Here is a 19556-nt window from a genome sequence, read left to right on the forward strand (position 1 = left end):
TCTTCCGAATATCACCATAGGCTGTATCGGGCTGAAAACCTTCACATATGTGGCAGTAATTTTTTTGTGCCGTTCCGGCTGACTCAACCGTGCGTCTAAATTGATTTCCGAATTGCAACTTGCGGAGCAAAATGGTGAATTTCCCTGTGGCCCAAGCCGCTTGTTCTTACACTCTGGAGGTATCGAATTGAAGTTGGTCGTCCGTATTATCCGCGAACCTCTGTTCCACTTTCTGTTGATCGGCGTCGCGATATTTTTGGCCTATTCTGTCCTTAACGAACCGTCGTTTGAGGCGGAGTCGGAAAAGCGGATCGAGGTGACCGTCGGCGACATCAACCAAATGATCGCACAGTTTCGGACCGCGTGGAGGCGCGCGCCGAACCGTGAAGAATTGGGTGGCCTGATCGACGCGCATGTGCGCGAAAACATCATGGTACAAGAGGCACTTGCGCTGTCCATGGACAAAGGCGACGCAGTCATTGAGCGCCGGTTGTCGCAGAAGATGGCTTTCTTACTGGAATCCGCGGCAGGAGCGGTGGCGCCGACTGATGGCGATCTAATGGCGTATTTTGAAGAGAACAAAGCGGCCTATGCGTCTGCACCGATGATCGCGTTTGAGCAGGTCTATTTTGGCGAGGCTGCCGATCAGAGCATGCTTGACCAGGTTTTGTTGGAGCTTGAGGGCGGCGCCGACCCGGCTTCGGTTGGGCATAGGACACTCTTGCCTCAGTTAATGCCGCTATCACGGGATGTTGCTGTCGATGGCGCGTTTGGGCGTGGCTTCTTTGGCAGTCTGGTGGACCTCGAGGCGGGCAAATGGATCGCGCCCGTGCGGTCGGGTTTCGGCGTCCATGCCCTGAGGGTCATCGAACACATTGAAGGGACAGTTCCGGAATTTGAGGTCGTTCGCGAACGGGTTACTGCAGACTATAAGGCTTTTATCGCCGAAGAACTGTCGCGTTCGATGTACGTCGAAATGCGCGCAGGTTACGAGGTCACGTTGCCTGAAACCGCCGAAATCGACGGGCTATTGCAATGACTGCCATTCGCGCTTTTCTTGCGATCCTCGCCTTTGCGGTTTTCGCTCCCGCAGGCGCCAATGCTCATGCACTGCAACCGGGCTATCTCGAAATCAAACCGCTTGCTGGCGACAGTTATCGAGTATTCTGGCGACGACCGGATGTGCAGGGGGCAGTGATGTCCATAGACGCGCGCCTGCCAGAGAACTGCGCCCCGATCCGTGGGCCAGAGGCGCAATCGGACGGGTCAGCCTGGGTTTCGGTCTGGGTGGCCGAATGTCCCGGCGGCCTCACCGATGGGACAATCACGATCGAAGGCTTGGACACCCAAAAGACAGACGTATTGGTGCGCTACGAAGCTGTGCCGGATCATCCGCGATCAGAACGGCTGACCCTGGAACGCACATCGTTCACTGTGCCCGATGACCCCGGAGCGTTCGACGTGATCCGCAGTTATCTGCCTCTGGGTATCGAGCACATTCTGGCCGGGATTGACCATCTGCTTTTTGTCTTTGCGCTCTTATTGCTTATACCGGATCGTTGGCGGCTGGTGGGCGCGATTACTGCGTTTACGGTGGCCCACAGTATCACGATGGCGGTTGCCACGCTGGGCTGGGTGGCCTTGCCCGGACCGCCGGTCGAAGCGATCATCGCGTTGTCGATAATGTTTCTAGCCTCGGAACTGGTACAGCGGGACGGCAGCAATCAGCGATTGTCGGAAAGATACCCTTGGACCGTTTCGTTCTCTTTCGGCTTGCTGCACGGGTTTGGATTTGCGGGCGCCCTGCGCGAGATCGGTCTGCCGCAGACCGATGTTCCGTTGGCGCTCTTGTCGTTCAACATCGGGGTGGAGATCGGGCAGTTGCTGTTCGTTGTCGCAGTTCTGATCGCGGCTTTCACGATTCGAAGGCTGGCACCTTGGGCCGCCAAGCTGATTGCAGTAGACACCCGAGGCGGCCTGATCAGTGCTTATGCGATCGGAGGCATATCTTCCTATTGGTTCATTGACCGCCTGTCGGGGTTTTGACACCAGACGCCCGCAGAATGGCGGGCAGGAACTGCACTGAGATCACGGGCATGGAGTTCTGGCATTCCGTGCTTGGCCAGAAGTAAGTGAGCGGTGAGCAGCCCCAATCCCATCGACCTTGCAGCGTGGCCGCGGCATCCACCGGGCGTGTACCAGATCGGTGAAGCATACCGAGCACCTAACACCCCGCATAGCACGCAGCCCTTCGTTCAGGGTGACTGCAGTTAAACCATCCCGCTTCCCTAGTTGCACAATCATATCTCGTGCTGCGTTTTTGGCGCGCCAAACGCTCTCCAGCGGAACCTAGCAGCCAGATACCATACAAGTAGACGCTTAGGCGTTTTCTACTTAGTTGTCCCGGCGTTGGAACAACCGGAGACCGAAGGTCCGGCGACAAGTAAAAAGCTATCTGTTAGCTTGTCGGTGACGCTACGATCTGGCGCCAGGGAGTCCAAATGAGCCTAACCGACAGTTTCGAACCAGCTTTCATCACAGACTTTGAAACACGTGTTAGCTGCGAGGATTTCGAAGTCCGCGTTTCTCAGGGAGCGGCCGCTTTGAAAGAGCTCGGAGCCGGAGAGGATGTTCCTGTTGCTATCATCATGCGCAACGACCTGACTCAACTTGAGATTATGCGCTCTGCGGCTTTGGCCGGAACAGTGATCGTTGCATTAAACTGGCATGCCGCAGTTGACGAAGTTGCAGATATATGTGGCGACAGTGGGGCTGATGTCGTCATCATCCATCGCGATCTTATTGAGAACTTGCGCCCCGCTCTAGAAGGTCGCCTAGTCATTGGTGTTCGACCAAATGACAGTCTGTGCCGTGCGTTTGGGATTGATCCCGCGCAAGCGAGTTGTGGCGAGCAGTTTCCGGAATGGGATACGCTTCTGCATGCGCGGGTTCCGATAACACAACGGGCCGCGATGCGCCCACTGTTGCGCTATACGTCAGGCTCAACCGGCAAACCTAAAGGCGTGCGCCGTCTGCAACCTGGCGTGCGCAAGAATTTTGAGGATGTGCTGCATCGGGTTGCAGACGAAATGCTACAGCTAAAACCTGGCGCAAAGTTCTTCACAGCTGCGCCGATCTATCATTCGGCGCCTTCAACGTTGACGAGTGCAGCGTTGGTGACCCCGGAGGTCTCAACTCTTGTGGCACCCCGATTTGACCCAGAGGATTTTCTGGCTGCGATTGAAGCCGAACGGGTGACCCACATTTACCTTGTTCCAACAATGATGAACCGGATGCTCAAGCTGCCCGAGGAGGTGCGCAACAGATACGACGTGTCTTCAGTAGAATTCTGTGTTTCGACAGGGTCCCCGTGGTCCCATGATCTGAAAGTCGCGATGATTGGCTGGTGGGGGCCAGTTTTTTGGGAAAGCTATGGCGCGACTGAGATCGGGTTTATGACGATGGTTTCCTCTCAGGAAGCGCTCGAAAGGCCGGGAACAGCAGGTCGGATGCAATTGGGCGGGTCGGTGTTGATACTTGATTCAGACGGCCAAGAACTCCCGCCCGGCGAGGTTGGCGAAATTTATGCCCGCCTGGATGCATTCGGTGGGTTTGACTATTCCAACGATCCGGAAGCACGCGCGGACGTCGAAAAACATGGGCATTACTCGGTCGGTGACCTCGGCTGGCTGGACGAAGATGGATACCTCTTCATCACCGACCGCAAGAAGGACATGATCATTTCAGGAGGCGCCAATATTTTTCCTGCTGAAATCGAAGGTGTGCTTCTGAGGGCGCCCTTTATCTACGATGCGGCGGTCTTTGGCGCCCCGGACGCAGAATTCGGTGAGCAAGTTGTCGCGGCAATCCAGCCTGCGCAAGGTTGGTCTCCAAACTCACGCGACGTGTTGGAGTTTCTTGACGGGAAGCTCGCCCGCTTCAAGTTTCCCCGGATTATTGATTTCCACGAAGCATTGCCGCGCGAGGATAGTGGAAAAGTGTTTAAACCAAGGCTTCGAGAGCAGTACTGGAAAGACGAGACGCGCCAAATTTGAGTCGCACTGGTTGACGTTTTCGGGTTCACGCGGACGTGTACTTAGGCCGTGTCACCACAGGTTCCTTGAAAACTCTTCAGCAGGGAACACCCAGAACCCCAAAATAGACCAACAGTTTGCTTGGCGGATCAGCAGGGAAATATTCTCTTTGGCCGCAGTTCAGGTTTTTGCATGGTCGATGGAAGCCATTCGCCGGAAATGGATTTGCAAAGTTTACTCCTGTTAAAACAGCGAAACTTCAAGCAGGCAGCACAGAAGGTCAGCTCAGAGCCGAAGGCAATCGATCAAAGTCGTCGGAAGTGACGGCGGGTTCTCTTTGAAACGGCCAATGCGAATGGTTGAACTAGAAGACAATCCGCGCGCGCAGCCCAAATACCGTGAGGCTCGATTTATCAGCGGCCAACAGCGGATCTATGATGTACTGAATCGAAGGTGTGATCTGTAGATTGGGTGAAATGGAGAACCTGTAAAACGCCTCAATGGTTTTCTGGTCGCCGGAGATACCGTTTGCTTCCGCCCAATTAAATCCGATCCCTGCCAAATCTGTGTTCCGGGCGAAGTACCCAAGACCCATCGACACCGATTTTTCATAAAGCGCTGCCCGACCCTTGGACGCACCAGCACGAAAGAATGGCATCCACTTGTTCCCTACAAACCATGCCGCCGAAAAGCTGGCACCATAATCTTCGAGGCGGCTGCCGTCATCCGCCGCGTCCGCATGCCAGAATGTGAAGTGAATGTTGTCGAAATAGATGCGATCAAACCCGCTAGTATAGCCAATTTCCACACTCTTGAAGAGTTCGCCGTCAGAGAAGACATCCAGGTCAGGACTGGAGGGGTCAGCGTTTGCATCGGCAACCGAAGCCGTCAAATAGTAGTTCGCTCCCAGTTTAACGCCCCCCGCAATCCCAAAGCCCGGGTTTGGTGCGTTGATCGTGGGGTTCGTGTTGAAGGCCAGGTTTTGGAAGGCGGTGTAGGGGCTTACCAACCCATAGATGTCCAGAAAGTCCGTTACATCCAGAATGCCGAATTGTAGCGTCCATGAGCCATCTGCCGCACGCTGGGTCCAGAACAGGTTGGTCAGAAGCGTACCATTGTCATTGAAAGCTGTGCCAGTGATTGACAGCGCGCCCGCATCAAACCCTAAGTTTTGAGGCGCCACGTCTCCGTAAGCGTGCCGATCTTCCAGTTTGAATGTCAGACTTCCGCGATCGGTCGCCTGCCAGGACCCATAGAGTCGGAAAATCCCGCCCGACGCGTTTCCTTCGCCCAAATCAGAGTTCGTTGTCTGACCCAACGCCAAATAGTCCAAATTGAAGCGAAAACCTTGTTCTGCAAGGCCTTCCTTCCACTCAAAATAGCTCGGCGCGACGTTCACCGGAAAGTCCGACCGGAACTGCGGATCAGTCAGACCGTCGCCGGGTTGCAAATCTGCCTCGACCGAAGATGGTCCGCCAAGGCCCTGAGCAAATGCAGAACACGCAAGACAGATGAGAACTGAAGCGGCGGAGAGCGATCTGCAGAGCATGTGAACCTTATCTGATGGGCGCCAGAACCGCGGCGCGTGTGACCTCGTCCACGGGTGGTGACGGTGGATTGGGTTGAAACGGGTTGCTTATGACAGGGCTGAACGTGAACGTGTATTTCCAGTCCGAAGCAAAGGCATCAGGGGCTATGACGTTTTTCTCGATGCCTGCGTTCAGTTTAATCAGCTGGTTCCCAATCGCCGTTGTTTTGGCGACTTGAATGCCGAATGGAACTGTCCAGGCGTCATCACTGTCCGCGTTCCAATCGTAGGTAATCGTGGGCCCGGTTCCGATTTGCCATCCGTTGCCCAGCCCGTAGAACAAGAAATACTGAAGCGAAGTGATGGACACATCAGGCCCGCTTCCACCGACTTTTTCGTTGTGAAAGGGAAAGAAGCCCCAGACGCCCCAGTCTTGAGTCTTTACTGCCAGCGCACTTGGGCCCAGCAGCCAGTTATCTGACGAAATGCCACTGCCGGTTGGGATCAAACCAACCAAACCGGCCCCAAAGGTCCAGCCATTGTTGTTCCAAGAATACAGCAGATCATACGGGATATCGCCGAATTGGCTTAGATCCGAGAACCCAGTAGGCGAGGCAATCGGTTGATCCAAGACATACGAAAATGCCGGACGGATGATCAGGTTGTTTCCGTTCTCCAATATGAACGGAAAGACGGGTTGGAATGTCGCTGTCAAACTGTCCTGATCATCTGCACCGGGCAGATCACCGTCAAAGGTGCGGTACTCCAGCTTGAAATTCAGGGTCGCGTTTGCAGCCCCCGGATTTGAAAGCTCTTTTGCAAGATCATCAATGTTTGGGCCCACCTGCGCAAAGGCTGGTGTTGCCAGCATCAGCGGCAAGGCGGTCGCGATGAGGTGTCTCATTCCGAAACTCCTTGTTTCGGACCATAGAGCTTCCCAGTTGCGCGCAGACGTTCGGCGTGGGATGTCGCCCAGTCATTCGCCTGTTGGCTTTTCCGCATGTCTTCGGTCGTTTCGACCTGAGTAACGTCAAGGACATAGCTGGCGTTCATTTGCACCGAACCATCGACAATGTGGAAACTCTGCTGCGTCTCTTCGATGCTCAGTTTTCCTGTCAGTCGCACAGGTTCGTGCAACGTTTTTGGGCTCCAGTCACCATGGACCACCGCACGTACCATCTGGTTGGCGTTTGGTGGCGGCATATGGCTGCACATGCCCCGTTCTGGCACGAGATAGACAATCCGCGTCCCGTCGTCTTCTTGTGGCGCCGGTATGGCAAAACCTGCCAATGTCACGGTTTTCCCATCAAGCTCCGGGTTGGCCGCGGTTGCTGCCTTTTCGCGCCGTTCGGCGACAATCCAGCGCTGCGAGATCAGCCAATCGGCATCAAGGTCCGCCTCGTCCAGACGCGCAAGCGCTTCGTTCAGGGCGCGTTCAGTGCCTGCGCGAGCGTCGTTAGTTATAGAAGAGTTTTCCAATTCTGCTCGGCTTTGGAAAACTGTTCTTACATCGAAAATCTGTTCGTAACTGAGGTCTTTGAAAGGGTCCTCAAACGTTAGGGCGGATTGGTCGATCAAATCGCCCCAATTCACCGGCTGATTTTCAGTTGCTGACGCCAATGTGGTGGAAATCGCGAGGGCGGCGACTATCCGAATGGCGCTGGACACAATGCTCATTTCGATCTGACCCTTGTTCAAAGAAGTGTGTGGGGCGGCCGAGGTATCAAACCGCCCCACGCGAGGCCCAGCGAGATAACCCGCTGGACCGTAGTGACTTAGAGATTGCCCAGGTATTCGTCACGGGCAGGCCCGGCGGGCTGGAAGGCAGGTGCGCCTTCGGTTGGAAGCCAGTTCTTGTAGACAAGGCCGTCTTTCATCACGAAATCGACGCTGTCGCGTTTTAGGGCGTGGATATCCTCAAGTGGATTTCCGTCGATCAGGATGATGTCGGCATAGCCGCCTTCGGTGATTGTACCCAAGGTGCCTTCCTTGTAGGGATTCATGCCTCCCGACCAGGTCAGAACTTCGCCCGCGTTGCCCGTCGCTGTCTTGAGTGACAGGTGAGGATTTTTGGCAATTTCATCATTGAACCAGATGATGTTGTCGGCCTGGCGCACGACATCAGGGCCAAACATATCACCACCAGTCACCATGATCAGGTCGTGCTTCACGGCCCATTCCATCATCTGTCTAGCGCCAGTGTTCACCTGCGTCGCTTTAGCCTTTTGATCGGCGCTGAAGAAGGTGATGCTTTCAGGATCGCCGAATGCTTGCAAAGACATAACTGCCTGAACTGAAAGGGCAACGCCCTCTTCCTTCATCCGAATGATGGTGTCTTCCGAAACGAGGAAATTGTGTTCGATTGTTCGAACACCAGCGTCGATCGCCCGGTTGACGGACCGATCGTGATAGGCATGCACCGTAACATAGCTGCCATAGTCTTTTGCGACTTCGACAATGGCCTCCATTTCTTCAACAGACATTTGCGTCATGTGAAGTGGATCAAATTCACTCGCCACGCCGCCGCCGGCCATGACCTTGATCTGCGTGGCCCCCCCGCGGAAATTGTGCCGAGCCGCCCGCCGCGCCTCAGTCACCCCATCCACGATATAGCCCCAACCATTTCTCTCGAGAGCGTCCACGTCGCCGGGGCGGTCATTAAAGAAACCGATGTCGCCGTGCCCGCCGGTCTGGCTAAGGACGCCGCCACTGGGAAAGATGCGCGGCCCAGGAATAATGCCATTGTTCACGCCCTTGGCGACCCCCAGCACGTTGCACCCAGTGTCCCGCGCCGTGGTGAACCCCTGATCAAGGTATTCGAGCAGGACGTGCGCCGTGTAGGCTCCTGCCAGCATCTGATCATAGTCAGTGCGGGCCCAGGGAATGCCGTCGCGCAGACAGAGATGCGAGTGCATATCAATCAGGCCAGGCATCAGGGTGCGCCCTTCACCATCAACGGTAAATGCATCTGGCGCGTCAATTGTTTCAGCAGATACAGTCTTGATCAGGTTACCCTCAACCAGCACTGAACCGTTTTCCATCAGCTCGCCATCAACGCCATTGAAGATGTTGACGTTGGTGAACAAAACCTGACGCGGAGAGTCACCTTCCTGTGCGGCACCCGTGTGGGGCGCGAACGCCAGTACAAGGCTGGCAACCGCGCCAGCGATGAAGCTACTATTTTTCATGTGAAACTCCCGTTTAGTCATTTGTCCCTCTAGAATGCTGCCTTATTAAACCACAGAATTTTCGGAACTTTTGGTAATTCTGAAACCTGTGCGGAAAATGTGCGGGACGGACGAGGTATTGAACCGCCCCACAGTTTCATCAGTTCAGCGTGTTTTTGTAAATCACGCCGTCCTTCATGATGATAAGGATGGTTTCCGGGCTGTCGGGGCGGGGGTCTGCGCCGAACCATTTGTCTCCGGTGCCGACAACCGAGAAGTCTTCGAGCGGGTTGCCGTCAATCAGCAAAATATCCGCGTAGGCTCCTTCTTCGATCACGCCGAGCTTGCCTTCCGGATACGGGTTCATGAAATCGCCAGTCAACGCGGCAATCTCTCCGCCGACTGACGTCAAAGCAACCAGAGAGGTGTAAGCGCCAAAGAACTCGTTTGCGAGATTCTTTTCATACGCAATCTGGATGTTACAGGCATCAACAGTTCCCACGCAGTCTGTATGGTGGCCACGTTTCGCTGGGCATTCACGCATGTTGTCGAGATATGCACCAAAGGCAGCGGTCGCCGATTGCGCTTTTCGCAAGCTGGCCGGAACGTCGCGGATTGCTGGAATATCGAACAGGTTGGGATCGAAGGCGGTCAAATTCGTCGTGATGTATGCGCCTTTTTCTTCCATCAATGCGGAGATCTCGCAATCAAATTCGAAGCCATGCTCAATCGACATCACACCGGATTCCAAGGCATTCATGATCGCTTCTTTTCGATATGAGTGCGCCATCACATAGCTACCGTATTCACTTGCGACTTGTACAACGGCATCAAGCTCGGACTGCGATCCAGCGAGTAGTTGCCATGGATCAAAGGCAGACACGACGCCACCTGATTGCATGTATTTTAGCTGGCTCGCACCCATGCGGAAATTGTTGCGGCCGTATTTATGCATGTCGGCTGCATTGTCGACTTCCTGCGCCATATTCAGGCGGCTGAAGTTGGACTGTGCGCCGACGGGAGCGGTATAGTTGGCAAAATCTGCATGCCCGCCGCGGGACCCAAGGAACGCGCCGGACGGATAAATGCGTGGTCCGACAACCGTTCCCGCGTTAATTGCGCGTTGCAAGCCACCATTCTGGCCACCGGCGTCCCGCACTGTAGTGAAACCTTGCATGAGATACATCTCGGCCGAAGCGACGCCCGCAATGGCGAGGTCTTCCCAAGTGCTGTTCGCTTCCATCGAAGGCAGCGTCGGACCCGGCAGCATCAGGTGCACGTGATTGTCGATAAATCCGGGGGTCAACGTCCGGCCACCGCCATCAACAACAGTGGCGCCACTGGCGGCTTTCAGAGTTTCGTCTCCGATTGTCTTGATGAGATTGCCTTCGACCAGAACACGTTGATTCATTGCAAGAGTATCGCTGGTGCCGTCAAAGACATTCACGTTGATGAAAAGCGTTTGCGGCAAGGCTTCATCGTCTTGCGCCATGCCCGACTGCGGCGCGAACGCCAGTACAAAGCTGGCGACTACGCCAGCAAGAAAGATGCTGTTTTTCATGTGAAAACCCCCGGTTAGTCATTTGTCTCTAAAGACGGATGCCCAATTTAAACACATAAACCTCAAATCTTCCGGTCATTTTCAGACATCCATTAAACAATGTGACGCCTTATGATCGATTTTGAGAAGTTTTTATTGACCTGAAGACAAGGTCGCTGCTCAAGTTGCCCATCAACGGAGTTTTGTAACAAGTGTCCGACTCGCTTCCTCTGGTTCAATTGCAACTCATTGCGCCAATTCTGACTGCCCTGACTGCGCGGGGCATTGATCCGGAAACCGTTCTCGAAAGCGTCGGTCTGACGGTGTCTGCGGTCGAGCAGCCGGGGTCGACGGTGCATGTGATGGTCATCCACCAATTCCTTGAAAACTGTGCCACTTTCGCCAATGACAAGTCATTTTGCGCCACGGTAGGCACCAGTCTGGACACAACAGGCTGGCCGATGATTCAAAAAGCGATGGCTGACGCGAGAACTCTTGGCGAATTGCTCACCATTTATGTGACGCTTGCCTCGCAAGTGGCGTCCTCAGTGACGCCATTCTTGGATATCAGAGGTGACATGGCTGTGTTTGGGGAGCGCCGAAGGTTCAAACCTCTGGTCTTACCGGCTCAAAACGACGGGTTCATGATCAGTCTAAAGCTTTCAATGATCGAAATTGCTGTGGGGGAGCAGTTGGATGGCACCAATGTTTCGCTTGTTGTGAGCGATCCAAGCGTTCTACCGAAGCCGATGACGCGTTTTCAGGTCTTAAAAGGCGATGAAATGGGCTCAAAGATCCAGTTTCCGTCGGAGTGGTTAAATACCCCGCTTTCCACACATCCATCAACTAAGAAACCAGAGACCATTCAGCATAAAGTTTCCGATTCAAGCTTTTTGGCGAGTTTTCGTACGCTGTTGCGCCAGCAAGTTCCGATGGGTGGCATAAGTGCTGAACAAGCCGCCCAATTGGTTCATTTGAACACCAGAACGCTGTCTCGGCGGCTTGCAAAATTTGGCACAACAACAACGAAAGAAGTGTTGGCCGCGAAAATTGAATACGCTCGGAATGCATTGGAGAAATCCAATCGCAGCGCTGAGGAGATCGCCTTTGATCTTGGGTATTCGGACCCATCCAATTTTTCCCGCGCGTTTGCAAAAGTTGCCGGGACATCGCCTTCCAAGTATCGCGCGCAGCATCGAAAGTCTCACAGCGAAGATTGATGCCAATGCGCCGTCGCAACGGTGCGCATTGAGCAATAACCAGACGCACTTAACTTGCAAATAGGCATGCTTTTGGCCAAAGAAGCAGCGTTCCGGCTTGTCTCAAGTTGCGATCAAACGGTTGGCCCGCCGTACGAGGCGTCTACGTAGTCTATCAGGCCCTCATCGAGCGGCCAGGCATTCACCTTGCCTTCCCAGTCATCGACGATGGCGTGGCCAAAACGGAACACCTCGGATTGCTGGTATGGCACGCGTGCTGCCAACCAGGCGGCTTTGGCGGCTTCGAGCGCTTCTGCCGACGGGTCGGAAATCAGCGTATCAACCGCCGCCGACAGCCGCTGAGCCGTGACCAGGCTGTCGGTGTAATTCGCGGCGGCAATGTCCGCGTAGGTATCGAGCACCGCCGCATTGGTTGCTGGTCCAGCGGCCATGGCTGCGGTGCCGACGCTGAGCGCCAGGGCACTTGTGGCAAGGGTGAGGGCTTTCATCAGGGACTGTCCTTGTTAGTGAAGGGTTTTGGGTTTTGTGATGGGGCGGCTGGCTTTGATTGCCATCTGTTTGAGAGCAAAGCCGAAGTCTTGCGCGACGCTGACAAGAACCGGCGCAATGTCCGGGCGCACGATGTTTATGGCGATAAGCATCGCGTCTTCGCGTTCGCCGTCGCTGGCATATCCAACGAAATTGGCAAAACATGATTCATCTGCCCCGAGGCATTTGCATGTCACGTGGTGCCGCATCAGGGGGCGGCGCCCATGCCGCACGCACAAATCACAGAGTGTCTCGAAAGACTTTAGGACTTTGCGCCCTTTTTCCGCGCCGAGGGCGGTTGCAAAGTCATTCCACACTTGGGCTTGCGCATCGGGTCCATCGCACCAAAGGCGCAGGTAAAAAACTGCACCAGCTTCGACTGGCCCAAGCTCTGTGATGTATCCGACAGGGGCACCGCCGCGATTTGGGGGGGACATGGCGTTCATTTCGTAAGTATCAGCTTGCCCGCACGAGTAATGCGGAGTGTGTAAAGCTGATCCTTAAGTTTGATCCGGGCGAGGTCACCGCCGTTTGTGAGGTCACTCGCTTCATAGACCGGCAGTGTATCCTTGGGGCGGTCCGTGGTTTCTCGGGCGACGTTCACCACCATAGCCCGCTACATTCGTCGCGCTCGGTTCTGTCGATAATCCATTCGAAGTTGAAGAGAGTTGGAAGGCCCATCTCAAAGGAACTGGACAAGACATCTCTCCAGTTTGGATCAGTATTTTTGGCGTTTTCGCAGGCGAGTTTCATCTACCCAGTCCCTTGTGCGTTTTGGGTGCTTGGCTCGCCTCAGATTCGGGGGCTGGCTTGTTGGTTAAGGTTGAGTGAAAAAGTCGGATATGTCAATCCGACAAATTTAGTCAGGAAATGGGGGCTCGACTTGCGAGCTATTCCCAGTTGGTCAGGCCTCATCCAGTATTCGCTATCCAGAGACTAAATCTAACTTCCCGGCCACTTACGCCCAAGTTCTGTATGATGGGACGTTGCTGTCACCTACTTCTTGAAGCGTGGTGCCAATTTCTGGGTCTTGCTTCCCTGGAGGGGCCTACTTTGTGGGCACGTCAATTTCGCTGTCTGCGTAGTAAGGCTGGCGAACCCAGTCAAAGAAGAACCACCCCCAAATCCGTTTCCGTATGGAGATATCAGACATTTCGCAAATTCCTTAGTGTTTGAGCCTCAATCTTCGGCGGTTCGTTCTTCTTCACTGGGAGCCGTTCTTGTGTGGGGTGCTTTACAGACCGGGAACGCTTGGGGCCAAACCATTGAGATTGCGCAGATCGACAGCATCTCCGACGGCGAGCGACAGGCTTTTAGCGGCAGACGATACGCCGGGAATATCTGGGGCGGTGCATGCAATGGGCCCAAAACAAAGGGCTGACATGAGCAAAACGGCCTTCGGCGTGGACCGAATGGCATTGCGAGTTTTGGAAAAGGTTTGAGTTTGAATAGACATGGGTTTCTCCATTAATTGAACGATGTTCATTTATTTGCACTTTATTGAACGATGATCAAAAATTTATGAAATTTGAGTGAAATGCATATTAATCAACTACTTGAGTGTTATTGGGGGCCTTGCAATGGTCGGTTGGACCGAGGGACTCGTCTAGAAAGTCGAGCGCTGCACATGTGAGGAGCCCGTTGAGAGAATCGAAGCGGTGCAAAGAAAAAAGGGGACCAGTACGGTGCAGCGCTTGGCGGCGCCGCATAGCACTTCTTCGCATCGACGCGGGCAAAAACTCTAGTCAGGCTCTTGGAGTGCTTCGTCTGCGCGATAGGCTTCCACTAAAGCGCGAAGCTTCTCTAGTATGACCCTTCGTTTTTCAATCAGGCTATCGCTCAGATTGTTGGCTCCCCGCAATCGCGTCCAGGCGCGGGCTTCGGCCAAAGTCTCTGAATAAAGGTCGAGATATCCGAGCATCAACTTCCCCGACACCGGGCCAGCAATCAATACTGAAAAGCTGCTGATCCAAAAAGCAGACCCACCCCAAAGATTGGCGCCTATATATCCCGAGATAATGGCTGCAACTGTCCAAAATATGGGGAAAAGAAAAAACCCCGCAAAGATCGACCACGTTGATCGTTTGTCCAGATCCCTCCAATGGCTCAATGCCAGCAAGACCCGGTAAGGTGGCCAGTTCAGAACAAAACCGATGAAGACTATGGGCAAGCCGAAAAGAAAGCGCACTGATGCTTTTGCAATAAACGGTGCCACACTTGCAGGCGGAGTGTTCACGACCTGACCATCGCGTAAGGCGGTTGCCCGGAGCAGGTTGTCATACTCCGCAAGATCTTGGCCTAGCGCCGCGGTTTGTTCCGGGTGAGTTTCGCGCACAACTGCATAGCCCCGGCTCAGATCTCTCCGGGTGGTGTTCAAAGTCGCCCAGCCATCGTGCTGAGCATCGTTCGGGCCCGGCTGGCTAATTATTTCTGCAGCTCGACCAATCAGGCGGGCCTCGTCCCATGTCTCATGCCGAGGTGCTAAAGCCTGCAGGCATTCGCTGATTTGCGAGGTCAGTTGCTTTACTGCCCCGGACCGAACTGCAGGATTCTTCGAATAATAGGCTTCGATCTGTTCTGGACTTGCGGTAATCGGTGGTCCGATTTCGACAAGTGTTCGGGAGCGGAATCTGTTCTTGGCCTCAAATGTAAGGGCGACCGGAACAATCTGTACGCAAAGCAGATCCGTCGTTGAATCCGCCTCAAGAGCAATCCGAGCTGTGCCTGTTTTCAATGGCAGAAGACTGGGCTCATTGTGGCTTTTGCCCTCGGGAAAGATGGCCAGAACACCTCCAGACCGAAGCAATTCAGCGGCTTTGGCAAATGTCGCCGGCAGAGAACCTTTTACCTTGCGCCCATCCTGTGCCCGGAACAGCGGCACTACACCCGCCGCATTCAGAATTGGCCTGATCGGGGTAAAGTCCCATATCGTACTCGCAGCAAGAAACCTTGGCATTCGTGGCAAAAACGAGGTGATGACCACTCCATCGACAAGGCTGTTGAAGTGGTTGGCGACAACTATGACCGGCCCGGATTCTGGAAGGTGATTTGAACCCGTCACTTCGATCTGGCGATAATAGGCTTGCAAAACGAGCCTGCCCAAACCGCGCAAAAGTGAGTCCATAAAGGGCCGCGGCGGGTCACCCCCAATCCGCGGCTCTGGCTGGGCGCTATGGGTCATTGATGAGGTTTTGAGTCGTCCTGCGCGGCGATAAGGCCACGAAGGTAGTGTTCGACCAGATCCTCAGCCATCAGGTCCACACTATAGCCTCCTTCTTTGAGGAATCGCGCAGAAGCAGGAACCGACGCGATGCCAAGCAGGGAAGCCCAGAGGACCCGGACCGACTTTCTGACTTCTTTCTCGCTTCGGTTTGGAAGGCCGGGCGAAACGATCCGTACGACACAATCGACAACCGCTTCGAGGGCGTCGCCATAACTTTGAGCTTGTTCAATATCCTGACGCATTGCGTGCACATTGTTCGCAGCCCAAAGCTTTGAGTGTTCAGCCTGAAATCGGGAATAGACCTGCAAAACAGATTTGGCATCCGCATGGACATCCCCGGTTTCCTGAATTTCTGCAATTTCGGTTTCCAAGGCGCGCAGTGTGCGGGCGTTGATTTGCGAAATAAGGTCGTCGAGGTTGCGAAAGACGTTGTAGACCGAGCCTGCGGAATACCCGATGGCTACCCCGATTTGGCGCGCCGTCAGTTCTCGAAGCCCTTTTGTGGCGATGATCTTCTCACTAGCCTCCAGTATGAGTTCAGTCAGCTCTTCGCGTGTATGATCTGATCGTCTGGCCAGTGTTCACATCCCGTTTTGCAAGCCGGAAGACAGCGTTCGCGCCGTATAAGCCGACTATGGTCCTGAAAGGTTTTTCCGATGGATTCAAGTTCTGCAGATCAAAAGTTTATCAGGGTTTTTGAACGCTGTCCATAATGTTATTGACCATCGTTCAAAATCATGCAAAAAATAATGAACATTGTTCAATTTTTGGAGAGCAGCATGACTTTTACTCGCCGGCACTTAACCTTCGTCCGCAAAAATTTCAAAAGGAGTGTGCGGCCACTCTTTCTTTTGCCCGTTCTGTTTGTAGGCGTAATGGCCTGTACGGAAGCGGTTGGAGCTGGGCGCGGGAACGGCATCGAGCCGAAAGCAGGGGCCGAGGCCGCCATCCAGCGCGGATCGCTTGCTTTTCAGGCCGGCGATGTCTCAGAGGCCCGCCGGATCTGGCGTGAGGAGGCAGAGAGGGGCAATCCTACGGCGCAATATTTTCTTGGCGGCAGTTATGAATGCAGCTGTAGTTCGTCGGTGGATTATGCCGAAGCAGCACGGTGGTATCGTCGCGCTGCAGATCAAGGTCTTCCTGTCGCGCAAACCAGTCTGGGCGAGATGTACAGAGACGGCAAAGGGGTGCGTCAGGACCATTCAGCAGCTGTGCAATGGTACCGCCTGGCCGCGACGCAGGGATATCCCCGCGCGCAATACTCGATGGCCTATATGTATTACAATGGGTTCGGTCTTGAGCATGATACGTTGCAAGAGCTCATGTGGCTGCACATTGCCAGCATCAACGATTTTCGTGATGCGACCGCCCAATTGAAACATCGTAAGCGCGACACGCCGGCCGAAGTTTTCACTCACAGCCGCGAGCGGGCTCAAATTTGCATCGCGTCAGGGTACAAGGAGTGTTGATGCGTGAGTTCAGCACTGCCCATCACCGCCGTTAGTGCACAGCCAGTTGGGTACCTTATGCGGGACAGAATGAGCATTGGAAAATTGCTACTGAGTTTGTGTTTTCCGACCATTGAGGAAACTCGCGCTGTCGAAATTCCAACTCCTTCACAGAGGGAACATTCAAGCATCTTTCAATGGCTTGATGGGCTACACGGACGCAATATATGGCAAAGCCACACTTCGTCTAAATGTAGAACGTTTAGCGCGAGACAAAAGCAGTTTCGTGGAACTGTCAGGTTTTGAAAATTGCCACAGATCCAGTCCCGAGACCCAAATCGCTGCATGGATCAGACGGAATATGGAAACGGCTTGGAACAGGTGTTGCCTTCGTGTCTCGTAGTTTACTCTCACGCCGAACTTGAACGATGTTTACTGAGGCGAATGACATGAGAGCAAAAGAAATGATGGCCGTCGTAACTACAGGAAACGGTGGCTACGACAAATTAGAATACCGCTCGGTCCCAATGCCCGTGCCAGAACCGGGGGAGGTTTTGCTGCGTGTGCTGGCCGCGGGTATTAACAATACAGAGATCAACACCCGGCTAGGATGGTATTCGTCCAGTGTGAAAGGAGACACCGCCTCGACCGCCACAACCCAGGAAACACGTGCGGAGCACAAAGCCGATGGCGGGTGGAACGAGGCGACCCCATTTCCGTTGATACAGGGTACGGATTGCTGCGGTATCGTTGTGCAAACAGTAGACGCCGGTGATGACGCGCTACTGGGCAGGCGTGTACTGGTGCGCGCTTGCATGCGGCCTAACGGCTACGACGTTGCCGATAATGTCTGGATGGCGTCCGACTTTGATGGCGCGTTCGCGCAATACGTCAAAGTGCCGTCGAAGGAAGTTTTCCCGGTTGAATGCGATTGGTCGGATGAAGAACTGGCAACGATTCCGTGTGTCTATGGAACTTCTGAAAATATGCTGCATCGTGCGAATGTTGGATCGAAAGATTTCGTTCTGGTGACAGGCGCGTCAGGTGGCGTCGGCTCTGCGACGATCCAGCTCGCCAAGCGACGGGGCGCGACTGTGGCCGGTGTTACAAGCCCCGACAAGGCAGACCAGCTGAGCAAACTGGGTGTGGATGTCGTCCTTGAGCGCGGCAGTGATATCGTCTCAAATCTTGGAGAGAAGAGCGTCGATGTCGTCGTCGATAACGTGGCTGGTCCGGGCTTTCCCCAACTGCTGAAGGTGATGAAGCCTGGCGGGCGCTATGTGTCATCCGGTGCGATTGCCGGTCCCGTTGTCGAGTTGGACATGCGCGACTTGTATCTGAAGGACATCACGCTGATTGGATGCACTGGCTGGGATGAGCCTGTTTTCCCGAATTTGATTTCCTACATTGAGCATGGGGAAATTCTTCCTCTTCTGGCAAAGTCCTTTCCGCTCAGAGACATTGCTTTGGCTCAGGCCGAATTTCTGCAGAAAAAACACTTTGGGAACTTTGTGCTGACGCCTCCAGTTCCTTCGGAGTGATCGCCTTTCCGGCGCGAGTGCACCCTTGGACCGACGTGAACGCGGTCTTGACTTTTTGCGCGTAACCGACGTGATCGTGTCGCGATTTCAATTGCGCGCTAGCGGGGAAGGATGTGTATTTTGAAGAGTCACATCACTGCACGGATGAGCGAATGCCAAATCTTGCATCAGACTTAATTGATTACAACAGGTACCCAATTGCAGCGGCAGGTTTGGCGGGATCCAAAATCGTCGGTGAGGTGCGGTCGGCTCTCGAAGAGGATGGATGCGCAGTTCTGAAAGGCTTTTTGACGCCGACCGGGGTTGGTGCAGCAGTCGAAGAAGCTGAAGCTGTTTCTGACAAGGGTCACAGAAGTTACTCCAGAACAAATGCATATTTCACCGCTGACGATCCTGACCTCGCTCTTGAGGACCCCAGACGCAGGTTTTTTGATCGATCTAACGCTTTCATTCCTGCGGACAATTTCTCATCAGATGGCGTGTTGCGTACCGTTTTTGATAGCCATGGTTTCGATGATTTTATACGAGATTGTCTTCACGAACCGGCAGATCGTTTCTTTCGATATGCGGACCCGTTGGCCGACGTCATCGTAAACGCAGCAGCCGAAGGAAATGGGTTTCCCTGGCACTTTGACACTAACAACTTCACAGTCACGCTTGCGCTTCAAAACGCGGATCGCGGAGGCGCTTTTGAATATGCCCCTATGATACGTGACGGTCAGGACGAGAACTTCGAAGAGGTTTCGAAGGTCTTGGACGGAACCTCGGATAAAGTGGTCTCCCTTCAGCTCGAACCGGGCGATCTACAACTGTTCAAAGGGCGGTATTCCCTGCACCGAGTAGCCCCGCTCGAGGGAGCAACGCCGCGCTATGTTGCCATATTTACGTATGTCGAACGGCGGGATGGTGGGTAGTGTGGAACGTACGCGGCAGTTGTACGGCAAGACGCTCCCAATTCATCACGAAAGAAGTGGACACCGGGGTGACGCCTTGATCGACTAAGTATCGTTTGAAAAGAACGAGAATACAGTCGCATTCGATCACGTGTACACGTCGGGAGAAGTCCATTGGAAAGGAAGTTGAATCGTGAACGTTTGCCACGATGCGATGCTTCTCTTCCGTTTGGACCGACGTCTGCGATGCCGGCCCTGCCGGCATCCATTTTTTGCTCCAGTGGCATGTAGATTCGCTGAGGTATTTTACGTCAGGTCTTTTCTTTTGCCCCGCGGCTCCGGCCTTGTTTACATAGGACCCGGTTTAGGACGGAATAGAAAGAATGTGGAACTGGGGAAGCCCTGAAGCTTCGATTTTCAGTCGCTGCAAGTCG

General features: G+C 54.1%; 18 protein-coding genes and 2 pseudogenes. 7 read left to right on the top strand and 13 right to left on the bottom strand.

The window, feature by feature from the left end; translation table 11 throughout:
- The first annotated feature begins 187 nt into the window (after nt 1-187).
- Entirely contained in the window at nt 188-1039 is an 852-nt protein-coding gene (locus ABJD00_RS05645) for a peptidyl-prolyl cis-trans isomerase (protein WP_413835380.1), read from the top strand.
- Complete coding sequence (locus tag ABJD00_RS05650) at nt 1036-2046, top strand: HupE/UreJ family protein (RefSeq protein ID WP_413835377.1); 1011 nt, start codon at nt 1036-1038, stop codon at nt 2044-2046. Before ABJD00_RS05645 ends, ABJD00_RS05650 begins: the two co-directional genes overlap by 4 nt.
- Here ABJD00_RS05650 and ABJD00_RS05655 read toward each other — a convergent pair.
- Nucleotides 2021-2215, bottom strand: coding sequence for a hypothetical protein (locus ABJD00_RS05655; RefSeq protein WP_413835374.1), 195 nt, complete (start codon nt 2213-2215; stop codon nt 2021-2023). The genes ABJD00_RS05650 and ABJD00_RS05655 overlap by 26 nt on opposite strands.
- Before the next feature lie 286 nt (nt 2216-2501).
- On the opposite strand from ABJD00_RS05655, the gene ABJD00_RS05660 reads away from it, so the two are divergent.
- Nucleotides 2502-4055: an AMP-binding protein gene (locus ABJD00_RS05660; protein WP_413835372.1), complete on the top strand. Its 1554-nt coding sequence runs from the start codon at nt 2502-2504 to the stop codon at nt 4053-4055.
- A gap of 343 nt (nt 4056-4398) precedes the next feature.
- On the opposite strand, the gene ABJD00_RS05665 is transcribed toward ABJD00_RS05660, so the two are convergent.
- The 5 genes from ABJD00_RS05665 to ABJD00_RS05685 form a co-directional block, all read right to left on the bottom strand.
- Entirely contained in the window at nt 4399-5583 is a 1185-nt protein-coding gene (locus ABJD00_RS05665) for a carbohydrate porin (RefSeq protein ID WP_413835369.1), read from the bottom strand.
- 7 nt (nt 5584-5590) lie between these two features.
- Nucleotides 5591-6466, bottom strand: coding sequence for a hypothetical protein (locus ABJD00_RS05670; protein WP_413835367.1), 876 nt, complete (start codon nt 6464-6466; stop codon nt 5591-5593).
- Nucleotides 6463-7239 (bottom strand): DUF3299 domain-containing protein, encoded by a 777-nt coding sequence (locus ABJD00_RS05675; RefSeq protein WP_413835365.1) that lies wholly within the window; start codon nt 7237-7239, stop codon nt 6463-6465. The genes ABJD00_RS05670 and ABJD00_RS05675 overlap by 4 nt, the downstream gene beginning before the upstream one ends.
- 98 nt (nt 7240-7337) lie before the next feature.
- The gene (locus ABJD00_RS05680; protein WP_413835363.1) at nt 7338-8750 is read right to left on the bottom strand and encodes an amidohydrolase family protein; all 1413 of its coding nucleotides are present in this window, start codon (nt 8748-8750) and stop codon (nt 7338-7340) included.
- A 139-nt stretch (nt 8751-8889) separates the two neighbouring features.
- On the bottom strand, nt 8890-10290 hold the full coding sequence (locus ABJD00_RS05685) for an amidohydrolase family protein (RefSeq protein WP_413835361.1): 1401 nt from the start codon (nt 10288-10290) through the stop codon (nt 8890-8892).
- 191 nt (nt 10291-10481) lie between these two features.
- Between ABJD00_RS05685 and ABJD00_RS05690 the strand changes: the two genes are divergently transcribed.
- Complete coding sequence (locus tag ABJD00_RS05690; RefSeq protein WP_413835358.1) at nt 10482-11489, top strand: helix-turn-helix domain-containing protein; 1008 nt, start codon at nt 10482-10484, stop codon at nt 11487-11489.
- Between the two features lie 119 nt (nt 11490-11608).
- Here ABJD00_RS05690 and ABJD00_RS05695 read toward each other — a convergent pair.
- The 7 genes and pseudogenes from ABJD00_RS05695 to ABJD00_RS05725 all read right to left on the bottom strand — a co-directional run.
- Nucleotides 11609-11977, bottom strand: a pseudogene (locus tag ABJD00_RS05695) (imelysin family protein); the annotation flags it as partial.
- Nucleotides 11978-11992: 15 nt separating this feature from the next.
- Nucleotides 11993-12454, bottom strand: coding sequence for a hypothetical protein (locus ABJD00_RS05700; protein WP_413835356.1), 462 nt, complete (start codon nt 12452-12454; stop codon nt 11993-11995).
- 5 nt (nt 12455-12459) lie between these two features.
- Complete coding sequence (hemP, locus tag ABJD00_RS05705; protein WP_413835353.1) at nt 12460-12627, bottom strand: hemin uptake protein HemP; 168 nt, start codon at nt 12625-12627, stop codon at nt 12460-12462.
- A 624-nt stretch (nt 12628-13251) separates the two neighbouring features.
- Entirely contained in the window at nt 13252-13473 is a 222-nt protein-coding gene (locus ABJD00_RS05710; RefSeq protein WP_413835350.1) for a hypothetical protein, read from the bottom strand.
- Between the two features lie 285 nt (nt 13474-13758).
- Nucleotides 13759-15141 carry a lysophospholipid acyltransferase family protein gene (locus tag ABJD00_RS05715; RefSeq protein WP_413835348.1) on the bottom strand — a complete coding sequence of 461 codons (1383 nt, stop codon included), beginning with the start codon at nt 15139-15141 and terminating at the stop codon, nt 13759-13761.
- A gap of 53 nt (nt 15142-15194) precedes the next feature.
- A complete protein-coding gene (locus ABJD00_RS05720; protein WP_413835345.1) occupies nt 15195-15611 on the bottom strand; it encodes a WHG domain-containing protein in 417 nt (138 codons plus the stop codon).
- Between the two features lie 39 nt (nt 15612-15650).
- Nucleotides 15651-15818, bottom strand: a pseudogene (locus ABJD00_RS05725) (TetR family transcriptional regulator); the annotation flags it as partial.
- Nucleotides 15819-15989: 171 nt separating this feature from the next.
- Here ABJD00_RS05725 and ABJD00_RS05730 point away from each other — a divergent pair.
- The 3 genes from ABJD00_RS05730 to ABJD00_RS05740 all read left to right on the top strand — a co-directional run bounded on the left by ABJD00_RS05730 (nt 15990) and on the right by ABJD00_RS05740 (nt 19143).
- Nucleotides 15990-16709, top strand: coding sequence for a tetratricopeptide repeat protein (locus tag ABJD00_RS05730; protein ID WP_413835342.1), 720 nt, complete (start codon nt 15990-15992; stop codon nt 16707-16709).
- Nucleotides 16710-17137: 428 nt separating this feature from the next.
- On the top strand, nt 17138-18229 hold the full coding sequence (locus ABJD00_RS05735; protein WP_413835339.1) for an alcohol dehydrogenase family protein: 1092 nt from the start codon (nt 17138-17140) through the stop codon (nt 18227-18229).
- 152 nt (nt 18230-18381) lie between these two features.
- The gene (locus ABJD00_RS05740; RefSeq protein ID WP_413835336.1) at nt 18382-19143 is read left to right on the top strand and encodes a hypothetical protein; all 762 of its coding nucleotides are present in this window, start codon (nt 18382-18384) and stop codon (nt 19141-19143) included.
- The last annotated feature ends 413 nt before the right edge of the window (nt 19144-19556 follow it).

Origin of the sequence: Tateyamaria sp. (assembly GCF_039945315.1) — a bacterium.
GTDB lineage: Bacteria > Pseudomonadota > Alphaproteobacteria > Rhodobacterales > Rhodobacteraceae > Tateyamaria.

Coding starts and splice junctions, on each gene's coding strand:
- ABJD00_RS05680 (WP_413835363.1), bottom strand. CDS start 8,750: ATGAAAAATAGTAGCTTCATCGCTGGCGCGGTTGCCAGCCTTGTACTG.
- ABJD00_RS05660 (WP_413835372.1), top strand. CDS start 2,502: ATGAGCCTAACCGACAGTTTCGAACCAGCTTTCATCACAGACTTTGAA.
- ABJD00_RS05715 (WP_413835348.1), bottom strand. CDS start 15,141: ATGGACTCACTTTTGCGCGGTTTGGGCAGGCTCGTTTTGCAAGCCTAT.
- ABJD00_RS05650 (WP_413835377.1), top strand. CDS start 1,036: ATGACTGCCATTCGCGCTTTTCTTGCGATCCTCGCCTTTGCGGTTTTC.
- ABJD00_RS05685 (WP_413835361.1), bottom strand. CDS start 10,290: ATGAAAAACAGCATCTTTCTTGCTGGCGTAGTCGCCAGCTTTGTACTG.
- hemP (WP_413835353.1), bottom strand. CDS start 12,627: ATGGTGGTGAACGTCGCCCGAGAAACCACGGACCGCCCCAAGGATACA.
- ABJD00_RS05665 (WP_413835369.1), bottom strand. CDS start 5,583: ATGCTCTGCAGATCGCTCTCCGCCGCTTCAGTTCTCATCTGTCTTGCG.
- ABJD00_RS05730 (WP_413835342.1), top strand. CDS start 15,990: ATGAACATTGTTCAATTTTTGGAGAGCAGCATGACTTTTACTCGCCGG.
- ABJD00_RS05700 (WP_413835356.1), bottom strand. CDS start 12,454: ATGTCCCCCCCAAATCGCGGCGGTGCCCCTGTCGGATACATCACAGAG.
- ABJD00_RS05710 (WP_413835350.1), bottom strand. CDS start 13,473: ATGTCTATTCAAACTCAAACCTTTTCCAAAACTCGCAATGCCATTCGG.
- ABJD00_RS05670 (WP_413835367.1), bottom strand. CDS start 6,466: ATGAGACACCTCATCGCGACCGCCTTGCCGCTGATGCTGGCAACACCA.
- ABJD00_RS05740 (WP_413835336.1), top strand. CDS start 18,382: ATGCCAAATCTTGCATCAGACTTAATTGATTACAACAGGTACCCAATT.
- ABJD00_RS05675 (WP_413835365.1), bottom strand. CDS start 7,239: ATGAGCATTGTGTCCAGCGCCATTCGGATAGTCGCCGCCCTCGCGATT.
- ABJD00_RS05735 (WP_413835339.1), top strand. CDS start 17,138: ATGAGAGCAAAAGAAATGATGGCCGTCGTAACTACAGGAAACGGTGGC.
- ABJD00_RS05655 (WP_413835374.1), bottom strand. CDS start 2,215: ATGCTTCACCGATCTGGTACACGCCCGGTGGATGCCGCGGCCACGCTG.